The sequence below is a fragment of the Pseudomonas sp. HY13-MNA-CIBAN-0226 genome (assembly GCF_040310305.1).
In the GTDB taxonomy this organism is placed as follows: domain Bacteria; phylum Pseudomonadota; class Gammaproteobacteria; order Pseudomonadales; family Pseudomonadaceae; genus Aquipseudomonas; species Aquipseudomonas gregormendelii.
Map to the genome: position 1 here is coordinate 167,773 of NZ_JBEOPS010000005.1, position 26,493 is coordinate 194,265.

The window sequence follows — 26,493 nt, forward strand, 5'->3', positions numbered from 1 at the left end:
TCCGCGACCGTGGTCGCTGTTAGGATTACACTTCAAGGGAAAAGTGCCGACTCGCAAAGTGTCGTTGTCCTACGGGGAAGTCATGGATATTCAGATAATCACACGCGAAGGCGAGCCCGAGTATGCGGTTTTGCCGTGGGCTCAGTACCAGGCTTTATTGAAAGCAGCAGGCATCGACCAGCCATCGCCGCGGGTCGCACCACAACCTCCCGTGGCAAACCCGGACCAGATTCTTCCTGGTCTGGATCAACTACGCAGTTTGCGCGAAGCAAAGGGCATCGCCATTGAGGCGCTCGCCCGCACGGTAGGCATCAGCCCGTCTTATCTGGCCTTGATTGAAAGTGGCGAGCGTCTACCCGACGCTGCGATTCGCCGCAGCCTGGCCTGGGAACTGACGGTGCCAGGGTGGAGGGACGAATCGTGACGGTACGCATCAGTCGTCAACATTGGGACGGGTTGCTGGGAGAGCTGGATCAGGCGCGACGACAGCGACATTTGCTGACCTACCGCGCATTGCTGGAGCGATTGCAGCTGCCGACACCTGCCATGCAGACCCTGACTGCGGCACTTGAGCACCTGGCCGCACTGGACGCCAAGGCGGAACAGCCATTGCGCAGCTCGCTGGTGATCAGCCAGGGTGCCAGCCGCCTGCCACGTACCGGTTTTTTCGAATGTGTTGAACGCCTTGGGCGTTTTTCCGGGCCGTCGGATGGTGTGGCCGCCGCGTCCTGGCACGCTTCGGAGGTGGTTCGGGTGTTTGAGTACGAATACCCCGAATCGGCAGAGGCCTGAGTGTTCCTCAAGCTCAAGGCTCGGGCCGGTTACTGGCTGGCCCGCCGGCTGTTCCACTGGTCGTGGTTCGTGCGTCAGCCCCGGGGGTGGAGCTGGCTCGAAGGTCAGTTCGCACGCATGGCCAACCTGGGCGATGCAGGGGCGCAAAGCTTCTATGGGCACATCCTGGCCTTTCGTGGTGTCGGCCTGGGTGCTCGTGAGGAAGGCGTGCGATTGTTGCGTCTGGCGGCGTTGGCGGGGGATGGCAAGGCAGCGTATCAGGTAGGCGTGTTCAGTTTGGCCGGGACGGCGAGCAAGGCGCCGGATCCGGTTGAAGCGACGCGGTTCTGGAAGATTGCGGCGAAGGCCGGGCATCCGTTGGCTGAGATCAAGCTGCAGGAGTTGGCGTCTCGCGGTCCTTTGGATAATTAGTGCCTGGTCTGACGCCTTCGCGGGCAAGCCCGCTCCCACAGGTTTATGTGTCGTTTGCAAAATCCTTTACCAACACAGGTCCCTGTGGGAGCGGGCTTGCCCGCGAAGGCGCCCGCCCGGACATCACCAGACTATCAATCAAATACACGCTATACCCCGGTACATTCTTCGCATGATGCTTGGCCTGGGAGGCCATCTCCGCCAATTGACTCGCATCGAGTTGCGCGCATGCCTGAGGATGCAGGTGCACCACGCCAATCGACAATGACAGCAATGCAAATTCCTGGCGCACACCCTGCCGGTTTGGGGCGATAAAGCAGCCGGCCTCCAGGTGTTCGCTGCGGTAGAACCGCCGGCATTGGCTCTGGAAATCATCCACCAGCTGGTTCAAGCGTTTGCGCCAGTCTTCGGGTCCAAGTACCAGCAAAAAATCATCGCCGCCGATATGGCCAACGAAGTCGCGGGAGGGGTCCACGCGGTCATTCAGGCATTGCGCCAGGCACAGCAGCACTTCATCCCCACGACCGTAGCCATAGATGTCGTTGAAGGGCTTGAAGCTGTCGATGTCCACGTAACAGATCACCGACTCACGTTGCTGCTGGAGCAAACGAGTGAGGCACTGCTGGATTGGCACGTTGCCTGGTAGCAAGGTCAGCGGATTGGCGTAGCGGGCCTGCTGAATCTTCAGTTCGGTGATCAGCTTCAGCACGTCGATTACCCGGCCCAGGCCCAGGTAGCCGCCATCGAGGGTAATGATGAAATCCTCTTCGATGCGCTGCCGCGCCCTGCTGGTGATCAGCCGGCTGACCTGCTGCAGCGATTGGGTCATCTCCACGGCTAGAAAGTCATCGTTCATCAGGCGGCTGATCGGCTTGCGGGCAAACAGGTCTGTGGCGAAGGGCTTGAGCAATGCGTCCGAGAGGGAATGCCTGTGGACGATGCCACAGGGGTGGCCCTGGGCGTCCAGTACCGCCAGCGAGTTCAGGTTGGCCTGGCGGCGAAAGGCTTCCAGTACCGTGGCTGTCGGCGTCTCGCGGGCCACCGCCGGTTGTTCATTGAGCAAGGCGCTGAGGTCGCAACCTTCATCGTTCAGCGCCACGGTGCTGCTGTCGTGTTTGGGCAGCATTTTGCGCGCATCCCTCGGCGGTTGCTCCTGAGGGCGGCACAGCAGATAGCCCTGGACCAGGTCGACCCCCATCTCCGTCAGCACTGCAAGTTCTTCCGCCAGCTCGATGCCTTCGGCGATCACCTGCGCACGGGAGGCCTTGGCGATTTGCAGGATCGAGCCGACGAATTCGCGTTTGAGCGCGTCCTGATGGATACCGTCAATGAAGTGCCGATCGATCTTCACGTAGTCCGGGCGCAGTTCCGACCATAGCCGCAAGCTGGAATACCCTGCGCCCAGGTCATCCAGTGCGATGGAAAAACCCATGGCCCGATAATGATGCAACGCGGTTTGTAACAGCTGGAAGTCATCAGTCGGGGTTTGTTCGGTCAGCTCGATCACCACCTGGCTGGGCGGAATCCCGAAGTCCTGCAGCAACTGCAACGTGCGTCCGGGTTGATGCGCGGCTTCCAGTAGCGATTCCGGCGAGACGTTCAGGAACAGCTTGCCGGGGAGTTGCTGTTCATTGAAGCGTCGGCAGGCACTCTGGCGACAAGCGATCTCCAGCTCGCTCAGACGGCCTGCCTGGCGGGCCACGGCGAACAATGCGAGCGGGGAGTGCAGCGGGCTGTTGGAGGGGCCGCGACTGAGGGCTTCGTAGCCGATCACGCGTTTTTCCGAGAGGCACACAATTGGCTGGAACAGGCTGTGCAATCCACCCTGAGTCAATATTGAACCCAGTGCGCTCAGCTGTTCGGTTGTGGTCATGGCAATCTCTGGCAAAAAAAAAGGACCGGACGAGCGCTTGGTCAAGCGCGCTTCCGGTCCCGTATTTCACGACAGATTGATGACTATTTGATGACGCTCCGCAGAGCGTCGCCGTTATATCGCCATCATCCTAGTGCTTGGCCACCGCAGTATTGAGCTTCAGGTAGTCCAGCAGGATGCGACCGGTCTCGCTCAGATAAGCGTCGTCTTCCGGTTTGGTCTTGTCCGGCTCCGCCGCGAGGGCGTCTTCGTCTTCCTTCTTCAGCTCCTTGAGCGGCTCTTCGCCTTTGGCCTTGCGGCGGATGTTCTCCATCACCAGCTGCTTGTTTTCAATATCGGCGTGCTGGGCGCGGCGCTCGGCTTCATTAAGGCTGACGGTTTTTTCTTCCATCAGCTTCTGGGCCAGTGCCAGCTTGTCACGAATGAACACGAACTCGGCGTCCTTGCCCGAACGCAGGTCGTGCTCGGATTTGAGCTGCGCCAGGTAGGGCTTGAACGGGTCGGCTGCCGGCTTGATGGCGGGTTTGATGGTGTCCCACGGCATGGCCTCGGGCAGCGCGCTCTCACCGATTTCCTTGGTGTCGATGATCGACGGGTAGTCGATGTCCGGCAGAACGCCCTGATGCTGGGTGCTCTGGCCGGATACCCGGTAGAACTTCGCCAGGGTCAGTTTCAATTCGCCATGGTTCAGCGGCTGAATGGTCTGCACGGTGCCTTTGCCGAAGGTCTGGCCGCCGATGATCAGTGCACGGTGGTAGTCCTGCATGGCGCCGGCGAAGATCTCCGAAGCCGAGGCCGACAAGCGGTTGACCAGCAACGCCATCGGGCCTTTGTAGAAAGCGCCGGGGTTTTCGTCTTCCAGGACATCGACACGGCCATCGGCATTACGCACCAGGACGGTCGGGCCTTTGTCGATGAACAGGCTGGTCAGCTCGGTGGCTTCCTGCAGGGAGCCGCCGCCGTTGTTGCGCAAGTCGATGACCACGCCATCCACTTTCTCTTTCTGCAACTCGGTCAGCAGTTTCTTGACGTCACGAGTGGTGCTCTTGTAGTCCGGATCACCTGCACGGAAGGCCTTGAAGTCCAGGTAGAACGCTGGAATCTCGATCACTCCCAGCTTGTAGTCCTTGCCATCCTGCTTGAGGTTGAGGACCGACTTCTTCACCGCCTGGTCTTCAAGCTTCACCGCTTCGCGGGTAATCGGCACGATCCGGGTGGTCTGGTCATTCGGCGCATTGCTGGCTGGAATCACTTCCAGGCGCACCACGGTGCCTTTTGGACCGCGGATCAGCTTGACCACTTCGTCCAGGCGCCAGCCGACCACGTCGACCATTTCCTTGTTGCCCTGGGCAACGCCGATAATCTTGTCGGCGGGTGCCACCAGCTTGGTCTTGTCGGCCGGGCCAGCGGGCACCAGGCGCACGACTTTCACCTGGTCATTGTCGCTTTGCAACACGGCGCCGATGCCCTCGAGGGACAGGCTCATGTTGATGTCGAAGTTCTCCGCGTTATCCGGTGACAGATAATTGGTGTGCGGGTCGTAGGACATGGCAAAGGTGTTGATGTAGGCCTGGAAGATATCTTCCGCGCGGGTCTGGTCCAGACGCGCCAGTTGATTCTTGTAGCGCTTGGTCAGGGTTTCCTGGATTTGCTTGGAGTCCTTGCCCGCGATCTTCTGACGCAGCACTTCGTCCTTGACGCGTTTGCGCCACAGGTCGTCGAGCTCGGCAGTGGACTTGAGCCAAGGTGCGTCCTTGCGGTCGATCAGCAAGGTTTCCTTGGTCGTGAAGTCGATCTTGTCGACGCCCTTGTTCAACTCGGCAAGGGCAAAGTCCAGACGCGACTTGACGCGGTCCAGGTAGCGCTTGTAGATGGTGAACCCGGCGTTGAGGTCGCCGCTTTTGAGGAAGTCGTCGAACTGGGTCTTCCACTTGTTGAATTCGTTGATGTCGCTGGCCATGAAATAGCTGCGCGACGGATCCAGCAGCTTCAGGTAGCTGTCGTAGATGATCACCGAGCGCGCGTCGTCAAGCGGCGGCTTGCTGTAGTGATGGCGCTTGAGCAACTCGACGACGTTCAGGCTGGCGATCACTTCGTCACGATCAGGCTGAAGCTTGTCCCAGCTATTGGCTGCAAACGAATTGGTCGACATCGGCAGCAGGCCGATACCAATGACTAGAGCTAGGGCGGTGCTGGGGAAAAAATGCTTCATGCTGATTCGACGCGGGGACAATTGATCACGCATATTAGGCCGTCTTTGAAGTCGCCGGTTCCACGAGGGCCGGTCGCATAATGCAAGAAAGCCCGACGCTACAGCTACGGGCTCAGTCCAGACTCACTATGGAGGCACTGTGAAAGCATTGCAAGGCGTGGAAGGTCAAGTGGTATGGGCGCAAGTGCCCAGTCCTACCTGTGATGTAGGGCAAGTTCGCATTCAAGTGTCGGCTGCGGGACTCAATCGGGCGGATTTGCTACAGAAAGCGGGACTGTATCCACCCCCTCCCGGGGCCAGTCATGTGCTGGGGCTGGAGTGTTCCGGGATCATCAGCGAGGTCGGCGCGGGGTCTTCATGGCAGGTGGGTGATCGCGTCTGCGCGTTGTTGGCAGGGGGTGGGATGGCCGAAGAGGTGGTTGTCGACGGGCGGCATGTGCTGCCGGTCCCGGACGGATTGTCCCTGACCGAAGCGGCAGCGCTGCCTGAGGTTTACGCCACTGTCTGGCTGAATCTGTTTCAACTTGCGGCGCTCAAACCCGGTGAGAAAGTTCTGCTGCATGCCGGAGCGAGTGGAATCGGTTCAGCTGCCATTCAGCTGTGCAAGGCATTTGGCAACCCGTGCTGGGTCAGCGTCGGGTCGAAAGAGCGTTTGGCCTACTGCGAGGCTCTGGGAGCCCAGGGTGGGGTGATCCGTGGCGATGACCTGGACAGCCTGAGCGACCTGGGGCCGTTCGATGTCATCCTCGATCCGGTGGGGGGCAATTACGCAGCGCTGAATCTCAAGCTGCTGGCCAGTGATGGCCGCTGGGTCCTGATCGGCCTGATGGGCGGTCGGGAGGCCAAGCTGGACCTGGCCCAGGTGCTGGCCAAGCGCGTGCAACTGTTGGGTTCGACGCTGCGCGCCAGAGATGACCAGTTCAAGGCCGACCTGTTCAGCGACTTGAGTCAGCACGTCTGGCCGCTGTTTGCCGAAGGACGGTTAAGTCCGCAGTTGGCCAAGACTTTTGCGATCAAGGATGCCGAAGCGGCGTTTGCAGAGTTGGCGAGTAATACCGTGGCGGGAAAGGTGGTGCTGTTGATCGACGAGAGCCTCGCCTGACAACACGCGACCTTTGGGGGCAACGCTGAGCTTGTCGAAGCAAAGCTGAGCTTATGGAAGCGAAGCTGAGCTGTGGGAGCAAGGCTTGCCCGCGATGGGTTCGACTCGGCGTGCCAGCTTACCCGCGTTATCGTACCTCGCGCGCAAGCCGTGCTCCTGCAGGGTTTTGCGTTATTTCCAGAGATGGATCGGCCAGCCGGCTTTTTCGGCGTGCTCAAGCAACACCGGGTCCGGGTTCACCACGTGCGGGAAATCCACCTTGAGCAACAGCGGCAGGTCGTTACGTGAGTCCGAATAAAAACTCGCGCCTTCCAGATTCTCTTCTTCGGCATCCAGCCATTCCAGCAACCGGGTGATCTTGCCTTCGCGGTAGGTCAGGGTGCCGACGGTGTGGCCGCTGTACACGCCATGTGCGACTTCCAGCTCTATCCCGAGAATCTCGTCAATGCCCAGGCGATCGGCAATCGGCCTGACCAGATGGGTGCCCGAGGCGGAAATCACCAGGATCCGGTCGCCTGCCTTGCGGTGGGCGGCGATGGCCTTGGTGGCGTCGCTGAAGATAATCGGCTCGATAAAATCCTCCACCCACGGTCCCACCAGATGATCGACCTCTTCGGGGGTGCGACCGATCATGGGTTCCAGGCTGAAGGTCATGTAATCCTCCATCCGCAGCTTGCCGTGGCTGTAAGCGTCCATCAGTTCGTTGTTCTGGCGCATGAACGACTCGGGATCGACCCAGCCCAGCCTGCCCATCTGTTCGCTCCAGAGGGTGGCGCAGTCGCCGTGAATCAAGGTTTCGTCCAGATCAAAAATTGCCAGGGCCATCAGTACGGTTCTCTCTTCAACATCAGCAAGGCCATCAGGCTACCTCACACAGGGCTGTCGGATCGATGGAAAGTGCCAGGCGCTGACCATCGGGGTGCAGATCCGCGGCTGAGCGGTTGAGCACATCCACCACCAGTTCCACGCCGCGTGCTTCGATCCGGTACCGAATCACGTTGCCTAGCAGGCTGTGGCTGCGCACTTGGGCATCCAGCGCGCCATTGAGGCTGAGCTCGATGGCTTCCGGACGAATGGCGATGCGTCCGGTGACCGGTCTTTGCAGCAGTTTCGAGGCACTGTCGGCATCCAGCAGGTTGTAGTTGCCGATGAAGCCGGCCGCAAATGCATCGACTGGCGCGGTGTACAGGGTTTCCGCGTCGCCGCTTTGTACGATCTTTCCCTGATTCATCAGGAATATTCTGTCAGACATCGTCAGGGCTTCTTCCTGGTCATGTGTGACAAAGATCGTGGTCAGGCCCAGTTCACGCTGGATCTGACGGATCTGTTCGCGCAAATGCTTGCGAATTCGCGCATCCAGCGCCGACAGCGGTTCATCGAGCAGTAACAACCGCGGACGCGTCACCAACGAGCGAGCGAGGGCGACTCGCTGGCATTGGCCGCCGGACAGCTGGTGGGGATAGCGAGCGGCGAAATCGTTCAACTCCACCAGCCCCAGCACTTCGGCGACGCGTTTGTGGCTGTCGTCGGCATTGACCTTCTGCATGCGCAGGCCGAATGCCACGTTTTGCTCCACGGTCATGTTCGGGAACAGCGCGTAGCTCTGAAACACCATGCCGATCCCGCGTTTTTGCGGGCTCATGGGCACCAGGTCGACACCGTCCAGCAAAATCTGCCCGCCATCTACCGGGGTCAGCCCGGCGATACAGCGCAACAGGGTTGATTTTCCGCAGCCCGACGGCCCAAGCAAGGTGACAAACTCGCCTTTGTGGATTTCGCAGTTGATGTCACTGAACACCGTGGTGCCTGCGTAATTTTTCTCCAGATGTTGGACGCTGACGTAGCTCATTCGCTTTTGTCCTTGTTCAAAATAGTGGCCACCCAGGTCAGAACCAGCACAAAAAAGAAGTAGGAAATGACCAGCGCACTGGTGAAGTGGCCGCTGCTGTTACGCATATTGTTGAGGTAGACCTGCAGGGTTTCGTAACGGGTGCCCACCAGGATGTTGGCGAACACGAACTCACCGAACAGGAACGAGAACGACAGCAGTAGTGCCACCATCAGACCTTTGCGCAGGTTCGGCAGGACAACCAGGAATGCCGCTTGCCAGGTGCTGGCGCCGAGCAATTGGGCGGCGTCCATCAGGTCGCGCAGGTTGATCGCCTGCAGATTGTTGGTGATTGCCCGGTACATGAAGGGCAGCGCCACGGTGAAGTAGCAGCCGATCAGGATCCACGGCGTACCGACCATTGCGAACGGGCCGGAACCATACAGCTGCAACAGCCCCACCGACGACACCACCGGCGGCACCGCGAACGGAAGCAGGATCAGGATGTTCATCAACGCGTCGAGTTTCGGGAAGTGGTAATGCACCACGAACAACAGCGGCAAGATCAGCACCACTGACAGGATCAGCGCACCGACGCACACCAGCAGCGACTGGCCGAATGCATGGAGGAAGCGCGGATCACTCCACAATTGCACGTACCATTTGAACGTGAAGCCGCTCGGCAGGATGGTCGCCGACCAACTGCTGGCGATTGAATAGATCAGGGTGCCAGCCAGAGGCAGCAACAGAATGGCAAACAGCAGGTACACCACAACCCGGTGGTAGATGCCGGCGGGACCCAGTTCAGCGCGAGACATGGTAGCTCCTCTTCAACAGCAACTGATGCACGATGGTCACCAGGGTCATCAACGCCACGAGTACCACGGCCAGGGCGCTGGCGAGGTTAGGGTCCAGGGAAATGTCGCCGGAAACCATGGCGGCGATACGGATCGGCAGTACGTTGAAGTTGCCGGTGGTCAGGGCGTAAACCGTGGCGTAGGCACCCAGCGCGTTGGCCAGCAGGATCACGAAGGTGCCTAGCAGCGCGGGCGTCAGCACCGGCAGGCCGATGTGGCGCCAGAATTGCCAGCCGCTGGCACCGAGCAGCGCCGCAGACTCGCGCCAGTCTTCACGCAGCGCATCAAATGCCGGATACAGCAGCAGCACACCGAGGGGAATCTGGAAGTAGGTGTAGAGAATGATCAGCCCGGTTTTCGAGTACAGGTTGAAATCCTGAATGATCCCGGCCTGCTTGAGCAGGATGGTGAAACTGCCGTTGAATCCCAGCAGGATGATGAACGCAAACGCCAGGGGCACGCCGGCAAAGTTGCTGGTCATGTTGGCGAAGGCGTTGACGAAGTTACGCAGCCTGGAATCGACCCGGCGCAGGGAGTAGGCGCCGAGCACCGCGATGATGATGCCGAATACGCTCGACCAGAAACTGATCTCGAGGCTGTACTGGATCGCCTGCAGATAGAACTTTGAATTGAAGATTTTCGTAAAGTTGGCAAGGCCCCAGCCAAACTCCTGTGATTCCAGGCTGTTGATCATGACCCACAGCAGCGGGGCAATCTGGAACACGATAAAGAACAGTGCAAAAGGCACCAGGCACAGGGCTGCCAACCATTTGCCACGAGTCATGGTGTTCATTTGAGCAGCTCCCGGCACACAGGTTTATCGTGGGCCACGCCCAGCAGCTCGCAGACCGTACCGCAGATCTCGATCTGTTTCGGCGCAGCACCGGCATCGAGGCTGAAGGCGTCGCCGAGCACGAACAGCGGTACTTCGCGTTCTTCGGCCAACAGGCCGTTGTGCGATCGGTCATTGTTCATGCCGTGATCGGCGGTCACCAGTACCTGGTAGCCCGCGTCGAGCCAGCCTTGCAGGTAGTCGGCGAGAATGATGTCGGCGGAGCGGGCGCTGTTGCGGTATTGCGCGGAGTCGAGGCCGTGCTTGTGCCCGGCGTCGTCGATGTTCATCGGGTGGACCAGCAGGAAGTTTGGCGAGTGGCGCTGGCGCAGGTGTTCGGCGTCGGCAAACAGGTGTGAATCGGGGTAGTGGTCATTCCAGTAGAAATGCGCATGCTGGATCGGCAGGTCGGGATCGTCGGTGTGACGGTCCCGGGCGGCCACGAACGGTGATCGGTTGTACAGCTCACTGACCCAGTGATAGGCCGCCGCCGCAGTCTTGAGCCCGGCGTCGCGTGCGTAGTGATAGATGCTGCGCTGACTGGACAGGCGCGAGACATTGTTATGAACGATACCGCTGTCAATTGGCGTGACGCCGGTCAGGATGCATTCGTAAAGCGGACGGGACAACGCCGGCAATTCGCACTCCAGCTTGTAGAGCGCCGCGCGTCCTGCGCCGACGTACGCCTGCAGGTGCCCCATGGCGTGGCGAGCAACCTCATGGTTGAGGCCGTCGAGCACGACAAGGATGACGTTGTGGTTCATAGGGGCGATGACTCCAGAATCATTGCTGAACGGTGCAGGAGCTGCCAAAGGCTTTGATCTTTTGATGTTGCTTGAAAAAACAAAGATCGCAGCCTGCGCCAGCTCCTACGGATGCAGCATTACTGCATGTTGATAATCACTTCTTCCTGCCACTTCTGCGGCAGCGACTTGGAGGTTTTTTCCCACGCATCTGCGTCCTTGATCGGCGTCACGCCTTTGTACTGTTCGTTCGGCAACAGCTTGGCTTTGACGTCATCCGGCAGCTTCACGTGTTCGGCGCGGATCGGGCGGGCGTTGCCGCGTGCCAGGTTGGTCTGGCCGGCGTCGCTGAAGATGTATTCGCGGGTCAGTTTGGCCGCATTAGGGTTTTTCGCGTATTTGTTGATGATGGTGGTGTAGCCGGAAATGACCGAGCCATCGGAAGGGATCAGCACGGTGTAATCATCCGGATTCGCCATCTTGGCCTTGTAACTCAGGCCGTTGAAATCCCAAACCACGCCGACTTCGATCTCGCCCTTTTCCATGGTGGCAATGGTCGGGTTAGCCATCGACAGGCGGCCTTGCTTGGCAATGTCGGCAAACATCAGCAGGGCTGGCTGGATGTTCTTCTCGTCACCCCCGTTGGCCAATGCGGCAGCCAGGACACCGTTGGCCGCCTGGGCCGCAGTGCTGACGTCGCCAATGGAGACCTTGTACTTGCCGCTCTTGAGATCGGCCCACTTGGTCGGTGCTTCGGAACCGTGCAGCAGTTTTTTGTTGATGATGAAGGCGATGGTTCCGGTGTAGGCCAGCGCCCAGTTGCCATCCTTGTCCTTGGCCCAGTCCGGCACCTGGTCCCAGGTCGTTGGTTTATACGGTTGCACCACGCCTTGCTTGACTGCGATAGGCCCGAAAGCTGCACCTACGTCACCGATGTCCGCGCTGGCGTTATCTTTTTCGGCGGCGAATTTGGCGATTTCCTGCGCGGAACTCATGTCGGTATCGATGTGTTTCAGGCCGTAGGTCTTGGCCAGGTCATCCCAAGTGCCTTTCCAGTTGGCCCAGTCATCGGGCATGCCGACGCTGTTGACTGTGCCTTCCGCTTTCGCTGCGGCCTCAAGGGTTTTCAAATCATCAGCCGCCATGGCGGCGGTGCACATGGCAATGGTCGAGCCTAACAGTGATGCCAGGAAAAGCTGTTTCATCCGAAGCTCCTTTGGGCGTTTTCAACGCTGCGATTGCGGTTGTGTTGGTCTAGGTCAGCAATACCTGAGCCAATCTAGGCGGTCTGGATGACATTTTGATGTCGATGAGTGGCCTGCCCAAATTTCCTGTAGGGGAACACTCAGGCTGCAAAGTAAGCGTAGACCATGGCTAAGAGGCTGATATGAAAGGACATGGCCGTAATATTGCAGGCAACGTTCAACACCGTTCGGCACGTTTGTCATCCACCAGTCACATGCAGGGCCTAGGCTACTTGGAGGGTAAACCAATGCAGGTTCCGCCCCGAAACAGTGCTGGTCTAGTCCAGATAGGTAACGTTGATGCGCGTCGAGACCACCAAAGCGGTGACAGCCATAGGGCAGGTGCTACAGGAACAGCTCGATCACGGGCTGTTGGCGCCCGGAAGCAAACTGCCAGCGGAGCGCAAGCTCAGTGAGTTGTTCGGTACCACCCGAATTACCGTGCGCGAGGCGTTGTTGCAACTGGAGGCACAAGGGCAGATCTATCGCGAGGAACGCCGGGGCTGGTTCGTCTCGCCACCACGCCTGGCCTATAACCTGATGCAACGCAGTCACTTTCACGCAATGGTCAGCGCCCAGGGCCGGGTGCCGTCCACCGAGGTGATTAGCGCTCGCCTGCAACCGGCGTCAGCGGCGGTCTGTGCCTGGTTGCAGTTACCCGCACTGTCCAGCGTGATCCAGATCTGCCGGGCGCGGCGCATTGACGAGCGGCTGGTGCTGTACGTCGAGCACTATCTGAACCCACGGTTTTTCCCGGGAATACTCGACTTCGACCTGAATCAGTCCATTACCGAACTGTACGCCCGGCATTACGACCTGCACTACGGCAGGGTACGTTTTGAAATCGTGCCGACGGCGCTCTCCGTGGACGCTTCGGCAGCGCTGCGAGTGTCGGTGGGTAGCCCGGGATTGCGTATTGCCCGGGTCAACTACGACCAGCACGAGCGACTGATCGATTGCGACCTGGAATTCTGGCGACACGATGCCATTCACGTGGGCGTCGATGTCACCTGAGCCAGGTCGCCGGCGGTTGCAACAGCTCTTTATCCGAATCGATAGATGTCCATGCCCAAGGCGCCCATGGTGAAGCCCTTGTGGCTGACGCTGAACGGACCTCCGGCAGCGCGAGCGAAATACAACGGCAGCAGGTGTTCATCGCTGGGATGGTTACGCACGGCATTTGGCGCCTGGCGGCGGTAATCATGCAGCGCGGCTTCATCGTTGGCAGAGAGTTTCTCGATCATCCATTCACGGAACGCTTCGGCCCAGGGCTCCACGCTTTCCGGGCCGGCGTGCCAGTCCAGTTCACCGAGGTTATGGGTGATGCTGCCTGACCCGATCAACAGCACCCCTTGTTCACGCAGGCTGGAGAGGGCGTGTCCGACCTGAGTCTGCAACGCGGGGCCGCCCCGTGTGGGCAGAGAGACCTGTACCACCGGGATGTCGGCCTGCGGGTACATCAGCGAAAGCGGTACCCAGACACCGTGGTCAAACGGCCTTTTGGCATCGATGCGAGCGGGCAAGTCGGCGCATTTGAGCAGGTCGACTACCTCCACCGCCAGTTGCGGATCACCGGGCGCGGGGTATTGCACTTCGAACAGCGCCTTGGGGAAACCGCCGAAGTCGTGCCAGGTGTCCGGATGCGGATTAGCGCTGACCAGCAGTTCATTGCTCTCCCAATGCGCCGAGACAATCACGATCGCCCTGGGTCGCGGCAATTGGGCCGCAAGCCTCGCCAGTGCGGGGCCGCTGGCGCCCGGTTGCAGCGCCAGCATGGGGGAGCCGTGGGATATATACAGGCTGGGGAACATGTAGGAGCTCCTGAGAGTTAAGATGGGCTCATCTTCAGTCAGATCATTGATCTAAATCTAATATAAGTTTTAGGGTGTTTTGATCGAATTTTCGGGGTTATTTATGCAGCCGGAGTTTTGGCACAAGCGTTGGCAGTCAGATCAGATCGGCTTCCATCTGCGGGAAGTGAATCCTTATCTGCAACGGTTCTGGCCACAATTGGACCTGGAAGAGGGCGCTCGCGTGTTGGTGCCGTTGTGTGGAAAAAGTCTGGATTTGCTGTGGCTTGCTCATCAGGGCCATGAAGTACTGGGGATTGAACTGTCGGAAAAGGCCGTTGAGGACTTCTTCAGCGAGCATCAGTTTGATCCTGATGTCAGTGAACAGGGGCCGTTCAAGGTTTATCGCGCCGGTTCGATCGAACTGTGGTGCGGGGACTTTTTCGAGTTGACTGCAGGGGATGTGGCCGACTGCGCCGGTCTGTACGACCGTGCTGCGCTGATTGCGCTGCCACCCGCCATGCGCGAGCAGTACGCGGCGCACCTGAACCGCATACTGCCGAAGGACGCGATGGGGTTGCTGATAACCCTCGATTACGATCAGACGCAAAAGGACGGACCGCCGTTCGCTGTGCTTGATGATGAGGTACGGCACTTGTTCGGCAACTTCTGGGCGCTGAAGATCCTGGAAGATCAGGATGTGCTGGGTGAGAGCTGGAAATTTATCGAGAGTGGCGTGACGCGCCTTGAAGAGCGGGTTTATCGGGTTTCTGCCCGGTAAGAAAGCTGTCTGCGCTGGCGATTCGTGAGCAGGCTCGCTCTTACATAAGGTCAGCAGCACAAATCTGGACAGACAAAAAAGGCCCGCATCTGTGCGGGCCTTTCTGTTTTAGCGCAACCTGTCAGCCGCGACGACGCAGTGCGTCGATACGCTCTTCCAGCGGCGGGTGGCTCATGAACATGCGAGCGAACCCTTGCTTGATGCCGCCGTTGATACCGAATGCATTCAGCGTGTCCGGCATATGTACTGGCAACCCCTGTTCAGCCCGCAGGCGTTGCAAGGCACCAATCATCGCGCTGGTACCCGCCAGGCGGGCACCGGCTTCGTCTGCACGGAATTCGCGTTTACGCGAGAACCACATGACGATCGAGCTGGCCAGGATGCCCAGCACCAGTTCGGCAAAGATGGTCGCGATGTAATACGCGATACCCTGGCCTTCTTCGTTCTTGAAAATCACTTTGTCGACGAAGTTACCGATGATTCGCGCAAAGAACATCACGAAGGTGTTCACCACACCCTGGATCAGCGCCAGGGTGACCATGTCGCCGTTGGCAACGTGACCAATTTCGTGGGCCAGAACGGCTTTGACCTCATCCGGCGAAAAGCGCTCCAACAGGCCTTGGCTGACCGCAACCAGTGCATCGTTCTTGTTCCAGCCGGTGGCGAAGGCGTTGGCCTCATAGGCCGGGAAAATACCGACCTCGGGCATCTTGATCCCGGCTTCCCGGGACAGTTGCTCCACCGTTTGCAGCAGCCATTGCTCGTGACGTGTGCGCGGCTGGGTAATGATCTGGGTGCTGGTGCTCATCTTCGCCATCCACTTGGAGATGAACAGCGAGAACAGGGAACCGGCAAAACCAAAGACCGCACAGAAGATCAGCAGCTGATTGAGGTTGAGATCAACCCCGTTGGCCGCCATGAACCCGTTGAAGCCGAAAAGGCTCAGGGTGATGCTGGCAATCAGCACGACCGCCAGGTTAGTGGCCAAAAACAGCAGGATGCGCATCATGGTTGTAGAAATCTCCTCAAGCTAAAGATGTAGCGTACTGCGGGGTATATAAGGTGCTGCAACGGGCTATTCAACCGGGTGACTATTTCAAACTGTGTCCTACGGCAAAAGACTAGCTGTTTGAAGGACGCTTGCGACTCGGTCTGATGAAATTCCTGTAGGGCATTTCCGAGGTCCGGGCCCCGTCGTTGTTAGACCGCGGCCTGAAAACGCGTCCAGGTCTGTGAGCGCCTTAGCGTTGCAGGGTAGGGGGGAAATATGTATTGCTGAATTAGTCACCGTGCGACGGGAATGAAGGTCGCACGGTGACTGGCGGTGTTACTGGCGGTAGGACTTGAGGAAATTGCCGATGCGGCCTATGGCCATATCCAGGTCATCCACTCGTGGCAATGTCACCACCCGGAAGTGATCGGGCCATGGCCAGTTGAACGCCGTGCCTTGCACCACCAGCAGCTTTTCCGACAGCAGCAGGTCGAGCACGAATTTCTCGTCGTTGTGGATCGGGCAGACTTTCGGATCGATCCGTGGGAAGGCATACAGGGCACCCATCGGTTTAACGCAGCTTACGCCGGGAATGTCGTTGAGCAGCTCCCACGTACGGTTGCGCTGTTCCAGCAGTCGGCCCTGGGGCAGCACCAGGTCATTGATGCTCTGGTAGCCACCGAGAGCGGTCTGTATCGCGTGCTGGCTTGGCACGTTGGCGCACAGGCGCATATTGGCCAGCATGTCGATGCCTTCAATGTAGCTCTGGGCGTGGTGTTTCGGGCCGGAGATGGCAATCCAGCCGGAACGGAAGCCCGCCACGCGGTAGGACTTGGACAGGCCGTTGAACGTCAGGCACAGCAGGTCCGGCGCCAGGGACGCGGTGCAGATGTGCACGGCATCGTCGTAGAGGATCTTGTCGTAGATCTCGTCGGAGAAAACCACCAGGTTGTGCTGGCGGGCCAGTTCCAGCATGCCCAGCAGGACTTCTTTCGAATACACCGCACCGGTCGGGTTATTCGGATTGATGATCACCAGGGCCTTGGTGTTCGGCGTGATCTTGGCCTTGATGTCGGCCAGATCCGGCCACCAGTTGGCCTGCTCGTCGCACAGGTAATGCACCGGGTTGCCGCCCGAGAGGCTGACAGCCGCGGTCCACAGTGGGTAGTCCGGGGCCGGCACCAGCACTTCGTCGCCATTGTTGAGCAGGGCCTGCATCGACATCACGATCAGCTCGGAAACGCCGTTGCCCAGGTAGATGTCTTCAATGCCGACGCCTTCCACCTGCTTTTGCTGGTAGTACTGCATGACGGCCTTGCGTGCGCTGAACAGCCCTTTGGAGTCGCTGTAGCCCTGGGCGGTAGGCAGGTTGCGGATCACGTCCTGGAGAATTTCGTCCGGTGCTTCGAAACCAAAGGGCGCAGGATTGCCGATGTTCAGCTTGAGGATGCGATGGCCTTCCTCTTCCAGGCGTTTGGCGTGCTTGAGCACTGGGCCGCGAATGTCGTAGCAGACGTTGGCGAGCTTGTTCGATTTGCTGACCTGCATGGCGATGTGTTCCTGAAAATGAACGATCCAGGCGGCATATGAACTACCGTACTGGGAATCCTGCGTATTCACACAGGCCTGGCGCCTTGAAAGGCAGCACCCGTAAATCCGTTTGAATGCGCGTGGTCTGGCTGCCAGACTGGCGTTTGACGAGGCGCAATCATACGTGCCGCCCGATCCGTGGAAAAGGTACAGATCGGGCTTTTTCAGCTGCTGAGGTGTGACGATGGAAAAGTTGGAAAAAACCCTTGAAGAATGGAAGGCCATGCTCGATCCGGAGCAGTACAACGTTTGCCGTCTCAAGGGCACCGAACGTCCGTTTTCCGGCAAATACAATGGCACCAAAACTGATGGTGTCTATCACTGTATCTGTTGCAGCGAGCCGCTTTTTGATTCGAAGACCAAATTTGACTCAGGCTGCGGCTGGCCGAGCTTTTATGCGCCGATCGGTGACAGTGCGATGGTTGAGATTCGTGATGTGAGTCACGGGATGATTCGTACTGAGGTGGTGTGTGCCAAGTGCGATGCGCATTTGGGGCATGTGTTTCCGGATGGGCCGCCGCCGACCGGGTTGCGGTATTGCATCAATTCGGTGTGTCTGGAGCTTGTGCCTCGGGAATGACCGGGGTTGATCCGTGCTGATCCGTGCTGATCGTGTGCATATCCATTCCTGGGTGAAGGCTTCTATTGGTTCCGCCCTTACGGCGGGTCACTTTTGAAAAGCGCAAAAGTAACCAAAACGCTCTTGCCCCACCACTTGGCACCTCGCCTAGGCTCGGTGTGCCCGAACGCAGGCATTGCTCCGCGGGTCGCCGCGATGGGCCGTCCCTGGCCCAGCGCGGCTAAACCGGCATCCTTGCCGGTTTCCCCGCTGCGCAATGCCTGCGTTCGGCCAGCGTGGTTAACGGGGCGTCCGCGATCAAGAACCGGGCCGTGGCGGCCTTCGGGCCGACCAAGGCATCAAGCCGGCACGCTGCGCTTCTCTGATGTGCACTGCTTCCGGGCTGGTGTTGTACCTGTGGGAGCGAAGCTGGACTGCCTTCGGGCTGATGTTGTTCCTGTGGGAGCAAAGCTTGCCTGCCGGGCTGATGTTGTTTCTGTGGGAGCAAAGCTTGCTCGCGATAGCGGGGTGCCAGTCAGCATCAATGTTGGATGCGAAACCGTCATCGCGAGCAAGCTTTGCTCCTACAGGTATCAATCCCTCCACAGAGATGACTTTCCAGATGGATCACTTTCCCTAGAGTCCACCTTCCACGGATACCGCCTCACAGCGCTCATTTCCTATCCAGAAAAGGTGCACGACCCAACAAGCGAAGCGCGCCGGCGTGATGCCCTGGTCGGCCCGAAGGCCGCCACGGCGAGCTGTAGATTGCAGGCGCCCCGTTAACCACGCTGGCCGAACGCAGGCATTGCGTAGCGGGTAAACCGGCAAGGATGCCGGTTTAGCCGCGCTGGGCCAGGGATGGCCCATCGCGGCGACCCGCGGAGCAATGCCGGAGTGAGGGCACACCGAGCCTAGGCGAGGTGCCAAGTGGTGGGGCAAGAGCGCTTTGGTTACTTTCGCGCTTTTCGAAAGTGACCCGCCGTCAGGGCGGAACCATAAGCAGCCCAGACCAAAAAAACGGATCTGCCCACGTCCGAAAGAAACCAATACAAAATTAAATTGCACACAATTCAATTGCGAACTATTTTAAACAGGCCACCCCTAGACCCCCAGAGCCAAACGATGACCGACCCCCTGCTGACCATCCCCTGCACCACCATCACCGGCGAACAGAAAACCCTGGCCGACTACGCCGGCAAAGCCGTACTGGTCGTCAACACCGCCAGCAAATGCGGCTTCACCCCACAATACAAAGGACTCGAAGCGCTCTGGCAGACCTACAAGGATCAGGGCCTGGTAGTCCTGGGTTTCCCCTGCAACCAATTCGGCAAACAGGAACCCGGTAACGAAGGCGCGATCTCCGAATTCTGCGAACTGAATTTCGGCGTCAGCTTCCCGCTGTTCAAAAAAATCGAAGTCAACGGCGCCGGCGCCCACCCACTGTTTGTCCAGCTGAAAAAACGCGCCCCCGGGTTATTGGGTTCCCAAGGCATCAAGTGGAACTTCACCAAATTCCTGATCGGCAAAGACGGTCAACTGGTCAAGCGCTTCGCACCGGCGACCAAACCGCAGGACCTGGGCCGCGAGATTGAAGCCCTGCTCAAATGAATCCGCCGTTCGACTCCCTGCAGCTCGACAGCCAGCTGTGCTTCAAGCTGTACGCCGCGTCCCGTGCGGTGATCCGGGCCTACAAACCAATGCTGGACCAGCTCGGGCTGACTTACCCGCAGTACCTGGCGATGCTGGTGCTGTGGGAATGGCAGGAAAAGGCCCCACAGCAGCCAACAGTCAAGGCCCTGGGTGAACGGCTGGCGCTTGATTCCGGGACTCTGACGCCGTTACTCAAACGACTCGAACAGCTGCAATTGGTCCAGCGCCAGCGTTCATTACGGGATGAACGCGAAGTGCACCTGAGCCTTACGGTTGCGGGCCAGGCGTTGCGTGATCGGGTCGCGCCGCTCAAGGCCCGGCTACTGTGCGACAGCGGCGTGGATCTGGATCGGCTGCATGATTTGCGTGAAGGGCTCGATCATTTGCTGGGGCAGATCAAGGCGTTGTCGTAGCCGGCATCCATGAATCCAGCAGGGCCGCCAGCTCTTCGCGGCGGAAGGGTTTGGCCAGGTAATCGCTCATGCCCGCGGCACGGCAGCGCTCGCGTTCCTCGGACATGGCATTGGCGGTCAAGGCCACAATAGGCAATTGTGGCCAGCGTCCGCTGCGACGGATTTGCCGACTGGCTTCATAGCCATCCATCACCGGCATGTTGCAGTCCATCAGCACCAGGTCGAACTCATCGTGCTCAAGCAGATCCAGGGCCTCGGCACCATGCGCGGCGACGATGACCTCGCAACCGAGCTTGCCCAGCATGCCCTTGGCTACCAGCTGATTGACCGGATTGTCCTCCACCAGCAGCACCCGCCCGCGGCGCTGGGGTGACAGCGTTTGCAGTCGCGCATCGTTGATCGTATTGATCTCAGGTTGCAGTACCCGTCGCAATGTCTGGAACAGTGCGTTTCGCGCCAGCGGCCGCGCCTGCTGTTGCAAAGGGGCGAGGGCGCTGGCCTGTTCGCTGGGCATGAAGCTGCCGTAGGCAGTCACCAGCAGGATCGGCGCAGTGCAGGCGGGGCGCAGGACAAACAGGCATTCGGGGCAATCGGTGATGACCACGTCGGGGTCCAGGCCGATCATCGAATCATCGATCGAGCGCTGTTGATACTCGAGCCCCCACACCGGCAACACGGTCTTGAGCAGCTCTGCCAGGCCGCTGCTGGCTGCCGTGATGGCAATGACCTTCCCCCGCAAGGGTGCAGGCGCCAGGGCGCGGGTGTGGCAGGGCAGCGGCAGGTCGGCGCAGAACTGGCTGCCAAACCCGGCCTCCGAACTGATGGACAGTCGTCCCTTCATGGCTTCGCACAGGTTGTAGGTCAAGGCCAGGCCCAGGCCGGTGCCGCCAAATTGTCGGGTAATGCCGGCACCCGCCTGGGTAAACGGCTGGAAAATCTTCACTTGGGCGTCCTGGGGGATACCGATGCCAGTGTCGCAGACTTCGATTCTGACGCCGTCCTTGAAGGTGCCGAGGCGCACATCGACGCGGCCGAAACGAGTGAACTTGAGCGCGTTGGACAGCAGGTTGCTGACGATTTGCCGAACCCGAGTCGGATCACCCAACACCAGTGCCGGAAACTGCGGATCGATCAGGCAGGTCAGTTCGACACTGGGCGCGGCGTTCTGGGACAGCAGGTTGGCAGTGTCCTCGACCAGCGCACCGAGGTCGAATGGAATGTGTTCGAGTTCGAGCTGGCCAGCGTCGAATTTCGACAGGTCGAGAATGTCGTTGAGCAGTTCCACCAAGACCTTGCCGGAGTCATGGGCGATGGACAGTTGTTGCTGCTGCTCAGCATTGAGCGGACCGTCCAGGGACAACGCGATCATCCCCAGCAGGCCATTGAGCGGCGTGCGGATTTCGTGGCTCATGTTGGCCAGAAACACCGAGCGCGCTTCCGCCATATCCAGGGCGGTGCTGCGGGCAATTTCCAGTTCCTGGTTGGACTGGCTGAGCCGACTGTTGATCGCCTTGAGCTCCGCAGTCCGGGCGGAGACGATGTTCTCCAGTTGCGCGAGGTAGTCAGTCAGGCGGTTTTCGGCATTGCGCCTTTGCTGGATTTCCGTGGCGATGTTCTCGAATTGCTGGTTGGCGACCTTGACCAGCACGCCGATTTCATCGTTCTGATGCCCCGCCGGGTACTCCAGCCAGGTCGGTTCGACGCTGCGTGGATCGCGGCCACTCAGTTCGCGGATAACGCGCACCAGCGGTTTGGTCAGCATCACATAGAACAGTGCGAGCAGGATGCCAGTCAGCAACAGGCTGCGGGCAAAACCATTGAGCAGCGTCACTTCGGCCCGGCGCAGAAAGCGGCTGCCGAATGCGTAGGTGTCGACGTCCAGGCGCAGGGTGCCGAGGGACTCGGCGGGCAAGTGATCCAGGTACAGGCGGTCTTCAAACTGACGTTCGGCGCCAAACATGAAGTCGCTGATCATCCGGTAATTGCTTTGCTGCCCGGGTCGCTTGACGTTGGCCAGTACCGTGCCGTTATTGTCGATCAATCGCGCGCCGATGATGGCGGGCGAACGCAACAGGCCCAAGGTCAGCTCCTGGGCGAGTTCTGCATCGATGTTATAGGCGATGCGCGAGGCCGGGTTATGGCTGATTTCCAGCAAAGACTGGATTTCCCGGTTGATGGAGGCATCTTCACTGGCATAATCGATGCCAATCTGCAGCAGGCTGAGCAGCGTGCCGAGAATGAAACCCACGAGCACGGTCAGCCGGGCTTGTTTGTAAGACAGCCGGTTGGTGAATTTGATATCCATAGGGTGTTGAACCACTTCCGTTTCCCTTCGCTGCTCAAGCATAGTCGATGATGCATGGATACCGCTGTTGTCGCGAGCCCTCAAACATGGGTTGGGACAGGCACCTGGTCGTTGTGGATTATCGCTGTTGCGCAATCATTAATGTGAATGTGCCCAAGGAGAAGACGTGGATTCCCGATTGAATGCTTTCCTGGAGCGCGCCGATGCCGTTCTGGCCCGTATCGAACCGCTGCTGCCCGCACCCCGGCAGGCCATCGACTGGACCACTTGCCTGGCTGCGCGCTGGCAGCGCGAGGGGCGCAGCGGATTTCTACTGCCCCTGGAAGTCAGCCTCGACATGCGCTTGAGCGACCTGATCGGCGTCGATCGGCAGTTGGAGCAGTTGGGTCGCAACACTCAACAATTCCTCGATGGCATGCCCGCCAACCATGCGCTGCTGTGGGGCTCCCGGGGGACCGGCAAGTCCTCGCTGGTCCGGGCGCTGCTGGCCGAACATGCCCAGGCAGGCTTGCGCCTGATCGAGATCGAGCGCGATCACCTGGCGGACCTGCCCCGCGTGGTTGAACAGATCGCCAAGCTGCCCCAGCGGTTCGTGCTGTTTTGCGACGACCTGTCGTTCGAATCCGGCGAGGGCGATTACCGGGTGCTCAAGAGCGTACTCGACGGCTCCCTCGAGCAGGCCCCGGACAACGTATTGCTGTACGCCACTTCCAACCGCCGGCACCTGGTGCCGGAAAAGGAAAGTGACAACGAAAACTGGAAACGCGTCGACGGTGAACTGCACCCCAGCGAAGCGGTGGAAGACAAGATCGCACTCTCGGACCGCTTCGGCTTGTGGTTGTCGTTCTATCCGTTCACTCAGGAGCACTTCCTGAACGTGGTCGAACACTGGATCGGGCAACTGGCTGACAAGGCAGGCCTCAAATGGCAGCGTGACGAAGCGCTGGATATCCTCGCCGTGCGCTGGGCCACCGGACGCGGCAACCGCAACGGCCGTTGCGCCTATCAATTTGCCCGTTATTGGGTCGGATTAAAGCTGTTGGAGCACAAGGCATGATCGATTTACAACAGAGCGGCCAGGGCCTCGAAGGCTACGGCATGTTGCAGGCGCAATTGGAGTCGCTGCTGGCGGACGAGCGCGATTTCATTGCCAACGCAGCGCAATTTTCCGCGTTCCTGTTCAATCAGCTCGATGATTTGAACTGGGCCGGCTTCTATCTCAACCGTAACCATGAGTTGGTGCTGGGGCCGTTCCAAGGGCAGATCGCCTGCGTGCGCATTCCTTTCGGACGGGGTGTATGCGGGGCTGCGGCGGCGACTTTACAGACTCAGCGGGTCGAGGATGTTCATGCGTTTGCCGGGCATATCGCCTGCGACAGCGCCTCCAACAGCGAGTTGGTGGTGCCTCTGGTCAAGGACGGTCAGCTGATTGGCGTGCTCGATCTCGACAGTCCGAAACTGGCCAGATTTACCGCGCTGGACCAGGCGGGCATCGAGCAGTTGGCCGCGATTTTCCTGCGCCTGACCGATTGCTGATCACCCCTGCAAGCCTGCCTTGACCAGCAGGCTTGCAGTGTCTACCACATCAATCTGCTGTGGATCGAGGAATTGCTCTGCGTATTGCCGGTAGATTCCGGCATCGATGAACAATTCGAACAACTCGGGATCGATGTGCGCGTCCCGGCACATCGTCGCCATGATGCCCAGTGCTTCGCTCAAGGACTTGGCCTTCTTGTAGGGACGATCGGCGGCGGTCAGCGCTTCAAAGATATCGGCAATCGCCATCATCCGCGCCGGCAGGCTCATTTCTTCTCGCTTCAACTGCTTGGGGTAGCCGGTGCCGTCCATTTTTTCGTGATGCCCGCCGGCGATTTCCGCGACGTTGTCAAGGTGGCCGGGAAAGGGCAGGTGGCTGAGCATCAGTATCGTCTGCACCATATGGTGATTGATAATGTAGCGCTCCTCACGAGTCAGCGTGCCGCGGGCAATGCTCAGGTTGTACAACTCACCCCGGTTGTACTTGTAGCGGGGCACGTCGAGCTTGAAGCCCCAGGGATTTTCCGCAGGAATAAGCTCACTCTCTGCCCGCTCGAACAGATGCTCGGGTTTGTCCGCCAGCAGGGGTTCATTGACCGGCAGGATCGGCGCCGGGGTGCGCGCCTGACGGCGGTTCTCTTCCCAGGAAACTCCCAGGCGATCGTCCAGGGTGCGGTTCCAGGTGCGTTGCGCGAGGCTGCGCAGGCGCTGCAGATCATCTTCAGCCATGGCTTCGCTGCCCAGGTTGCAGCGGGCGATGAAGGCGAAGTCTTCATCCAGCGCCGCCAGGCTGGTCTCTCGCAAGTCAGCCAGTGGCTGCTCGTCTGCGCCCTGAGCCACGCCTTGCCAGTAATCGATCCAGGCGTCGCGCTTGAGCACTTCGAAACGGGTGCGGATTTCGTGGATACGGTCATTCAGGGTTTCAAGCTTGGTGGCTTTATCGACCACGTATTCCGGGGTCGTGACCTTGCCGCAGTCGTGCAGCCAGGCAGCGATGTGCAAGGCTTCCCACTCGTCTTCGGTCGGCTGGTAGCCTTTGAACGCCGGCGCCTGGCTGGCGGCAGCGGCTTGGGCGAGCATCAGGGTCAGCGCCGGCACCCGCTGGCAGTGGCCGCCGGTATAGGGACTTTTCGCGTCGATTGCACCGGCCAGCAGTTGAATGAACGAGTCCAGCAACTGTTTCTGTCTGGTTTGCAGGCGCTGGCTTTCGATGCTCACCGCCGCCGCTCCGGAAACCGCCTGCAGAAAGGCGATGCGATCCGGGCGCAGTTTTTCCAGGTCGCTCGGGTGGCCGCTGTCGGCCAGCAGCAGTACCAGCAGGCCCACCGTCTCGTTATGCCGGTTGCGCAGGCGAATGCCGATCAGGTGAACCCGCGGGCACTCCAACGCCAGCAGCACCTTGCGCCAATCCCCGGCCTCTTCGAACCCCAGACTGGTCACCATGGTGTCGACTTCCACCAGTTGCCCAAGCCAGGCAGGACTCTGCGCAGACTTCGGCTCGTGCGCCTGAACGTCGAATGTGGGCAAATCCTGGGACGCGCCGTCGATCACCAGGCCGAGGGGAGCGAAGCGGTCACCGTCATTTTCCCGCAAGTAGATCAGGCCGGCCTGGGCCTGGCCGATCTTTACCGTTTCAAACAGCACGCGCTCCAGCAGCGGGCCAAAGCGGGTCTCGGCGCTGAGGCTGTCGGTGATCTGGAAGAAACTGGCCAAGGTGTCTTTCATGCGCTCCATCGACACGCCCAACTGGTCCACTTCGAGTACCGGTGAACGCCTGACGGAGGGAAAATTAAAGTCGAAACTGCGAATAGCGTCAGCTTCCTGAACCAGCGCGCGCAGGGGGCGGACCAGTATTCGGGAGGTCAGCCATCCCAGCGGCAGGCACAACAGCAACGTCGCCAAGGTCACCAGCGCACCTTGCCAGCGCAGGCGATACGCATCGACGAGCAGTTCATCCTCGGGCACCAGCAAAGCCAGGTGCAATCCCTTTGGACCACCTTCCTGGATGCTGCTTTGGGCCACAATCCAGCGTCGACCACCGGCCTCCAGCCGATTGCCCGGCGCCTGGTTGTTCAGCAGGGCGCCGAGGCCCGGGCTCAAATCGGCCGCCTTGATCAAGCGGGCGCTCTGGTCGTCAACAATCAGCCTGCTGCTGTCGGGATAGGCAATGGCATTGCCCTGGGCGTCGAACAGCACGATTTCGGTTGCCGGGGTCACGACGTGTTTCGCCAGGGTGGCTGACAGTTCGGCCAATGTCAGATCGGCGCCCATGACTGCCTGTTCGCCACTGCGTCGGGCCAGCGTGGTGCCTACGTTGTGGGTGGAGAAGAACACGTAAGGCTCTGTGGTGATCTGTTCCTGCTCGCTGCGAGCGCTGGAAAACCAGGCGCGAGTCCGCGGATCGTAGTCGTCGTCGGGGTGGTCCAGACGGCCAAGGAGCCTCAGGTTGCGGTCAAAAAACAGTGATTGGGACCTGACCTGGCCGCTGCGGTCGCGCTCGATGCTCCAGACCTGGAATGCGGCGGCGTCCGGCGCCTGGGTGCGCGCTTTCATGTCCGAGGTGCGCAAGGGCCGCACCATGAAGAAATCACCGTTGCCATAACCCAGATACAGCGATGCCAGGTCTGGATTGTCCGTAAGCGCCTGGCTCAAAGGCTTGAGCAAAGCCAGTCGCTGCTCGAGGTCTGTGGCCTGGGTGGCCGGGTAGTCCGCCAGCAGGCTCAACAGATGACGAATGGGTTGGTAGGTGGCGTGCAGGTCAAGCCGCACGTCCTGCTCGATCCGTTCGAAGAGCTTTTCACTGCTCGACAATATGATCTGGGTGGTCTGTCGATAGTTGAAGATCCCCAGCACTACGCCGGTCAGCAGCAACAGCAAGGTGAACATGACGCTGATATGGATATGCAACGGCAAACGCCGCGGATCCGGGCGCAGTGGGCTGGGCATTGCAGTGTTCTCCATGGGATTTAACTCACTGCTTA

At 59.6% G+C, this 26,493-nt stretch carries 24 protein-coding genes; 11 read left to right on the top strand and 13 right to left on the bottom strand.

Annotation, left to right across the window (positions count from 1 at the left end; all coding sequences use genetic code 11):
* Nucleotides 1–82 precede the first annotated feature (82 nt).
* Genes AAEZ05_RS07520 through AAEZ05_RS07530 form a run of 3 tightly spaced genes read left to right on the top strand, consistent with a single transcriptional unit; the run spans nt 83 to nt 1,203 of the window.
* Nucleotides 83–424 carry a helix-turn-helix domain-containing protein gene (locus AAEZ05_RS07520; RefSeq protein WP_045058155.1) on the top strand — a complete coding sequence of 114 codons (342 nt, stop codon included), beginning with the start codon at nt 83–85 and terminating at the stop codon, nt 422–424.
* Nucleotides 421–792 carry a hypothetical protein gene (locus AAEZ05_RS07525; protein ID WP_045058069.1) on the top strand — a complete coding sequence of 124 codons (372 nt, stop codon included), beginning with the start codon at nt 421–423 and terminating at the stop codon, nt 790–792. Before AAEZ05_RS07520 ends, AAEZ05_RS07525 begins: the two co-directional genes overlap by 4 nt.
* Nucleotides 793–1,203, top strand: coding sequence for an SEL1-like repeat protein (locus tag AAEZ05_RS07530; RefSeq protein WP_045058070.1), 411 nt, complete (start codon nt 793–795; stop codon nt 1,201–1,203). It begins immediately after the preceding gene.
* Between the two features lie 43 nt (nt 1,204–1,246).
* On the opposite strand, the gene AAEZ05_RS07535 is transcribed toward AAEZ05_RS07530, so the two are convergent.
* On the bottom strand, nt 1,247–3,076 hold the full coding sequence (locus AAEZ05_RS07535; RefSeq protein WP_082069122.1) for a bifunctional diguanylate cyclase/phosphodiesterase: 1,830 nt from the start codon (nt 3,074–3,076) through the stop codon (nt 1,247–1,249).
* A 130-nt stretch (nt 3,077–3,206) separates the two neighbouring features.
* Nucleotides 3,207–5,288 (bottom strand): carboxy terminal-processing peptidase, encoded by a 2,082-nt coding sequence (locus AAEZ05_RS07540; RefSeq protein ID WP_177328527.1) that lies wholly within the window; start codon nt 5,286–5,288, stop codon nt 3,207–3,209.
* Between the two features lie 139 nt (nt 5,289–5,427).
* On the opposite strand from AAEZ05_RS07540, the gene AAEZ05_RS07545 reads away from it, so the two are divergent.
* Nucleotides 5,428–6,390, top strand: coding sequence for a zinc-binding dehydrogenase (locus AAEZ05_RS07545; protein WP_045058072.1), 963 nt, complete (start codon nt 5,428–5,430; stop codon nt 6,388–6,390).
* 171 nt (nt 6,391–6,561) lie between these two features.
* Here the strand turns inward: AAEZ05_RS07545 and AAEZ05_RS07550 are convergent, their stop codons facing one another.
* The 6 genes from AAEZ05_RS07550 to AAEZ05_RS07575 form a co-directional block, all read right to left on the bottom strand.
* Nucleotides 6,562–7,215: an HAD family hydrolase gene (locus AAEZ05_RS07550; RefSeq protein ID WP_045058073.1), complete on the bottom strand. Its 654-nt coding sequence runs from the start codon at nt 7,213–7,215 to the stop codon at nt 6,562–6,564.
* Between the two features lie 34 nt (nt 7,216–7,249).
* The gene (locus AAEZ05_RS07555) at nt 7,250–8,239 is read right to left on the bottom strand and encodes an ABC transporter ATP-binding protein (RefSeq protein WP_045058074.1); all 990 of its coding nucleotides are present in this window, start codon (nt 8,237–8,239) and stop codon (nt 7,250–7,252) included.
* Nucleotides 8,236–9,036 carry an ABC transporter permease gene (locus AAEZ05_RS07560; protein WP_045058075.1) on the bottom strand — a complete coding sequence of 267 codons (801 nt, stop codon included), beginning with the start codon at nt 9,034–9,036 and terminating at the stop codon, nt 8,236–8,238. The genes AAEZ05_RS07555 and AAEZ05_RS07560 overlap by 4 nt, the downstream gene beginning before the upstream one ends.
* Nucleotides 9,023–9,868, bottom strand: coding sequence for an ABC transporter permease (locus tag AAEZ05_RS07565; protein ID WP_045058076.1), 846 nt, complete (start codon nt 9,866–9,868; stop codon nt 9,023–9,025). Before AAEZ05_RS07565 ends, AAEZ05_RS07560 begins: the two co-directional genes overlap by 14 nt.
* The gene (locus AAEZ05_RS07570) at nt 9,865–10,671 is read right to left on the bottom strand and encodes an alkaline phosphatase family protein (protein ID WP_045058077.1); all 807 of its coding nucleotides are present in this window, start codon (nt 10,669–10,671) and stop codon (nt 9,865–9,867) included. Before AAEZ05_RS07570 ends, AAEZ05_RS07565 begins: the two co-directional genes overlap by 4 nt.
* A 119-nt stretch (nt 10,672–10,790) precedes the next feature.
* Entirely contained in the window at nt 10,791–11,855 is a 1,065-nt protein-coding gene (locus AAEZ05_RS07575; protein ID WP_045058078.1) for an ABC transporter substrate-binding protein, read from the bottom strand.
* 339 nt (nt 11,856–12,194) lie between these two features.
* Here AAEZ05_RS07575 and AAEZ05_RS07580 point away from each other — a divergent pair, with 339 nt between their 5' ends.
* Nucleotides 12,195–12,908 (top strand): UTRA domain-containing protein, encoded by a 714-nt coding sequence (locus AAEZ05_RS07580; protein WP_350646881.1) that lies wholly within the window; start codon nt 12,195–12,197, stop codon nt 12,906–12,908.
* 29 nt (nt 12,909–12,937) lie between these two features.
* Here AAEZ05_RS07580 and AAEZ05_RS07585 read toward each other — a convergent pair whose 3' ends face one another.
* Nucleotides 12,938–13,705, bottom strand: a complete 768-nt coding sequence (locus AAEZ05_RS07585; protein WP_045058080.1) for a DODA-type extradiol aromatic ring-opening family dioxygenase — start codon at nt 13,703–13,705, stop codon at nt 12,938–12,940.
* Between the two features lie 103 nt (nt 13,706–13,808).
* On the opposite strand from AAEZ05_RS07585, the gene AAEZ05_RS07590 reads away from it, so the two are divergent.
* Nucleotides 13,809–14,465: a thiopurine S-methyltransferase gene (locus AAEZ05_RS07590; RefSeq protein WP_045058081.1), complete on the top strand. Its 657-nt coding sequence runs from the start codon at nt 13,809–13,811 to the stop codon at nt 14,463–14,465.
* Between the two features lie 121 nt (nt 14,466–14,586).
* Here the strand turns inward: AAEZ05_RS07590 and htpX are convergent, their stop codons facing one another.
* Together htpX and AAEZ05_RS07600 are read right to left on the bottom strand one after the other, a co-directional pair.
* Complete coding sequence (gene htpX / locus AAEZ05_RS07595) at nt 14,587–15,474, bottom strand: protease HtpX (RefSeq protein WP_045058082.1); 888 nt, start codon at nt 15,472–15,474, stop codon at nt 14,587–14,589.
* A gap of 318 nt (nt 15,475–15,792) precedes the next feature.
* Nucleotides 15,793–17,004 (bottom strand): pyridoxal phosphate-dependent aminotransferase, encoded by a 1,212-nt coding sequence (locus tag AAEZ05_RS07600; protein ID WP_008030363.1) that lies wholly within the window; start codon nt 17,002–17,004, stop codon nt 15,793–15,795.
* 226 nt (nt 17,005–17,230) lie between these two features.
* On the opposite strand from AAEZ05_RS07600, the gene msrB reads away from it, so the two are divergent.
* The 3 genes from msrB to AAEZ05_RS07615 all read left to right on the top strand — a co-directional run bounded on the left by msrB (nt 17,231) and on the right by AAEZ05_RS07615 (nt 19,671).
* A complete protein-coding gene (gene msrB, locus AAEZ05_RS07605) occupies nt 17,231–17,626 on the top strand; it encodes a peptide-methionine (R)-S-oxide reductase MsrB (RefSeq protein ID WP_045058083.1) in 396 nt (131 codons plus the stop codon).
* 1,104 nt (nt 17,627–18,730) lie between these two features.
* A complete protein-coding gene (locus AAEZ05_RS07610) occupies nt 18,731–19,216 on the top strand; it encodes a glutathione peroxidase (RefSeq protein WP_045058084.1) in 486 nt (161 codons plus the stop codon).
* Nucleotides 19,213–19,671, top strand: coding sequence for a MarR family winged helix-turn-helix transcriptional regulator (locus AAEZ05_RS07615; protein WP_045058085.1), 459 nt, complete (start codon nt 19,213–19,215; stop codon nt 19,669–19,671). Before AAEZ05_RS07610 ends, AAEZ05_RS07615 begins: the two co-directional genes overlap by 4 nt.
* Here the strand turns inward: AAEZ05_RS07615 and AAEZ05_RS07620 are convergent.
* Nucleotides 19,655–21,976, bottom strand: a complete 2,322-nt coding sequence (locus AAEZ05_RS07620; RefSeq protein ID WP_350646882.1) for a hybrid sensor histidine kinase/response regulator — start codon at nt 21,974–21,976, stop codon at nt 19,655–19,657. The two genes, AAEZ05_RS07615 and AAEZ05_RS07620, sit on opposite strands and share 17 nt — an antisense overlap.
* 166 nt (nt 21,977–22,142) lie before the next feature.
* On the opposite strand from AAEZ05_RS07620, the gene AAEZ05_RS07625 reads away from it, so the two are divergent.
* Both AAEZ05_RS07625 and msrC read left to right on the top strand, forming a co-directional pair.
* On the top strand, nt 22,143–23,033 hold the full coding sequence (locus tag AAEZ05_RS07625; RefSeq protein WP_205892142.1) for a DUF815 domain-containing protein: 891 nt from the start codon (nt 22,143–22,145) through the stop codon (nt 23,031–23,033).
* Nucleotides 23,030–23,512 (top strand): free L-methionine (R)-S-oxide reductase MsrC, encoded by a 483-nt coding sequence (gene msrC / locus AAEZ05_RS07630; protein WP_045058088.1) that lies wholly within the window; start codon nt 23,030–23,032, stop codon nt 23,510–23,512. Before AAEZ05_RS07625 ends, msrC begins: the two co-directional genes overlap by 4 nt.
* Here msrC and AAEZ05_RS07635 read toward each other — a convergent pair whose 3' ends face one another.
* Nucleotides 23,513–26,458 carry an HD domain-containing phosphohydrolase gene (locus AAEZ05_RS07635; protein WP_350646883.1) on the bottom strand — a complete coding sequence of 982 codons (2,946 nt, stop codon included), beginning with the start codon at nt 26,456–26,458 and terminating at the stop codon, nt 23,513–23,515.
* Nucleotides 26,459–26,493 lie beyond the last annotated feature (35 nt).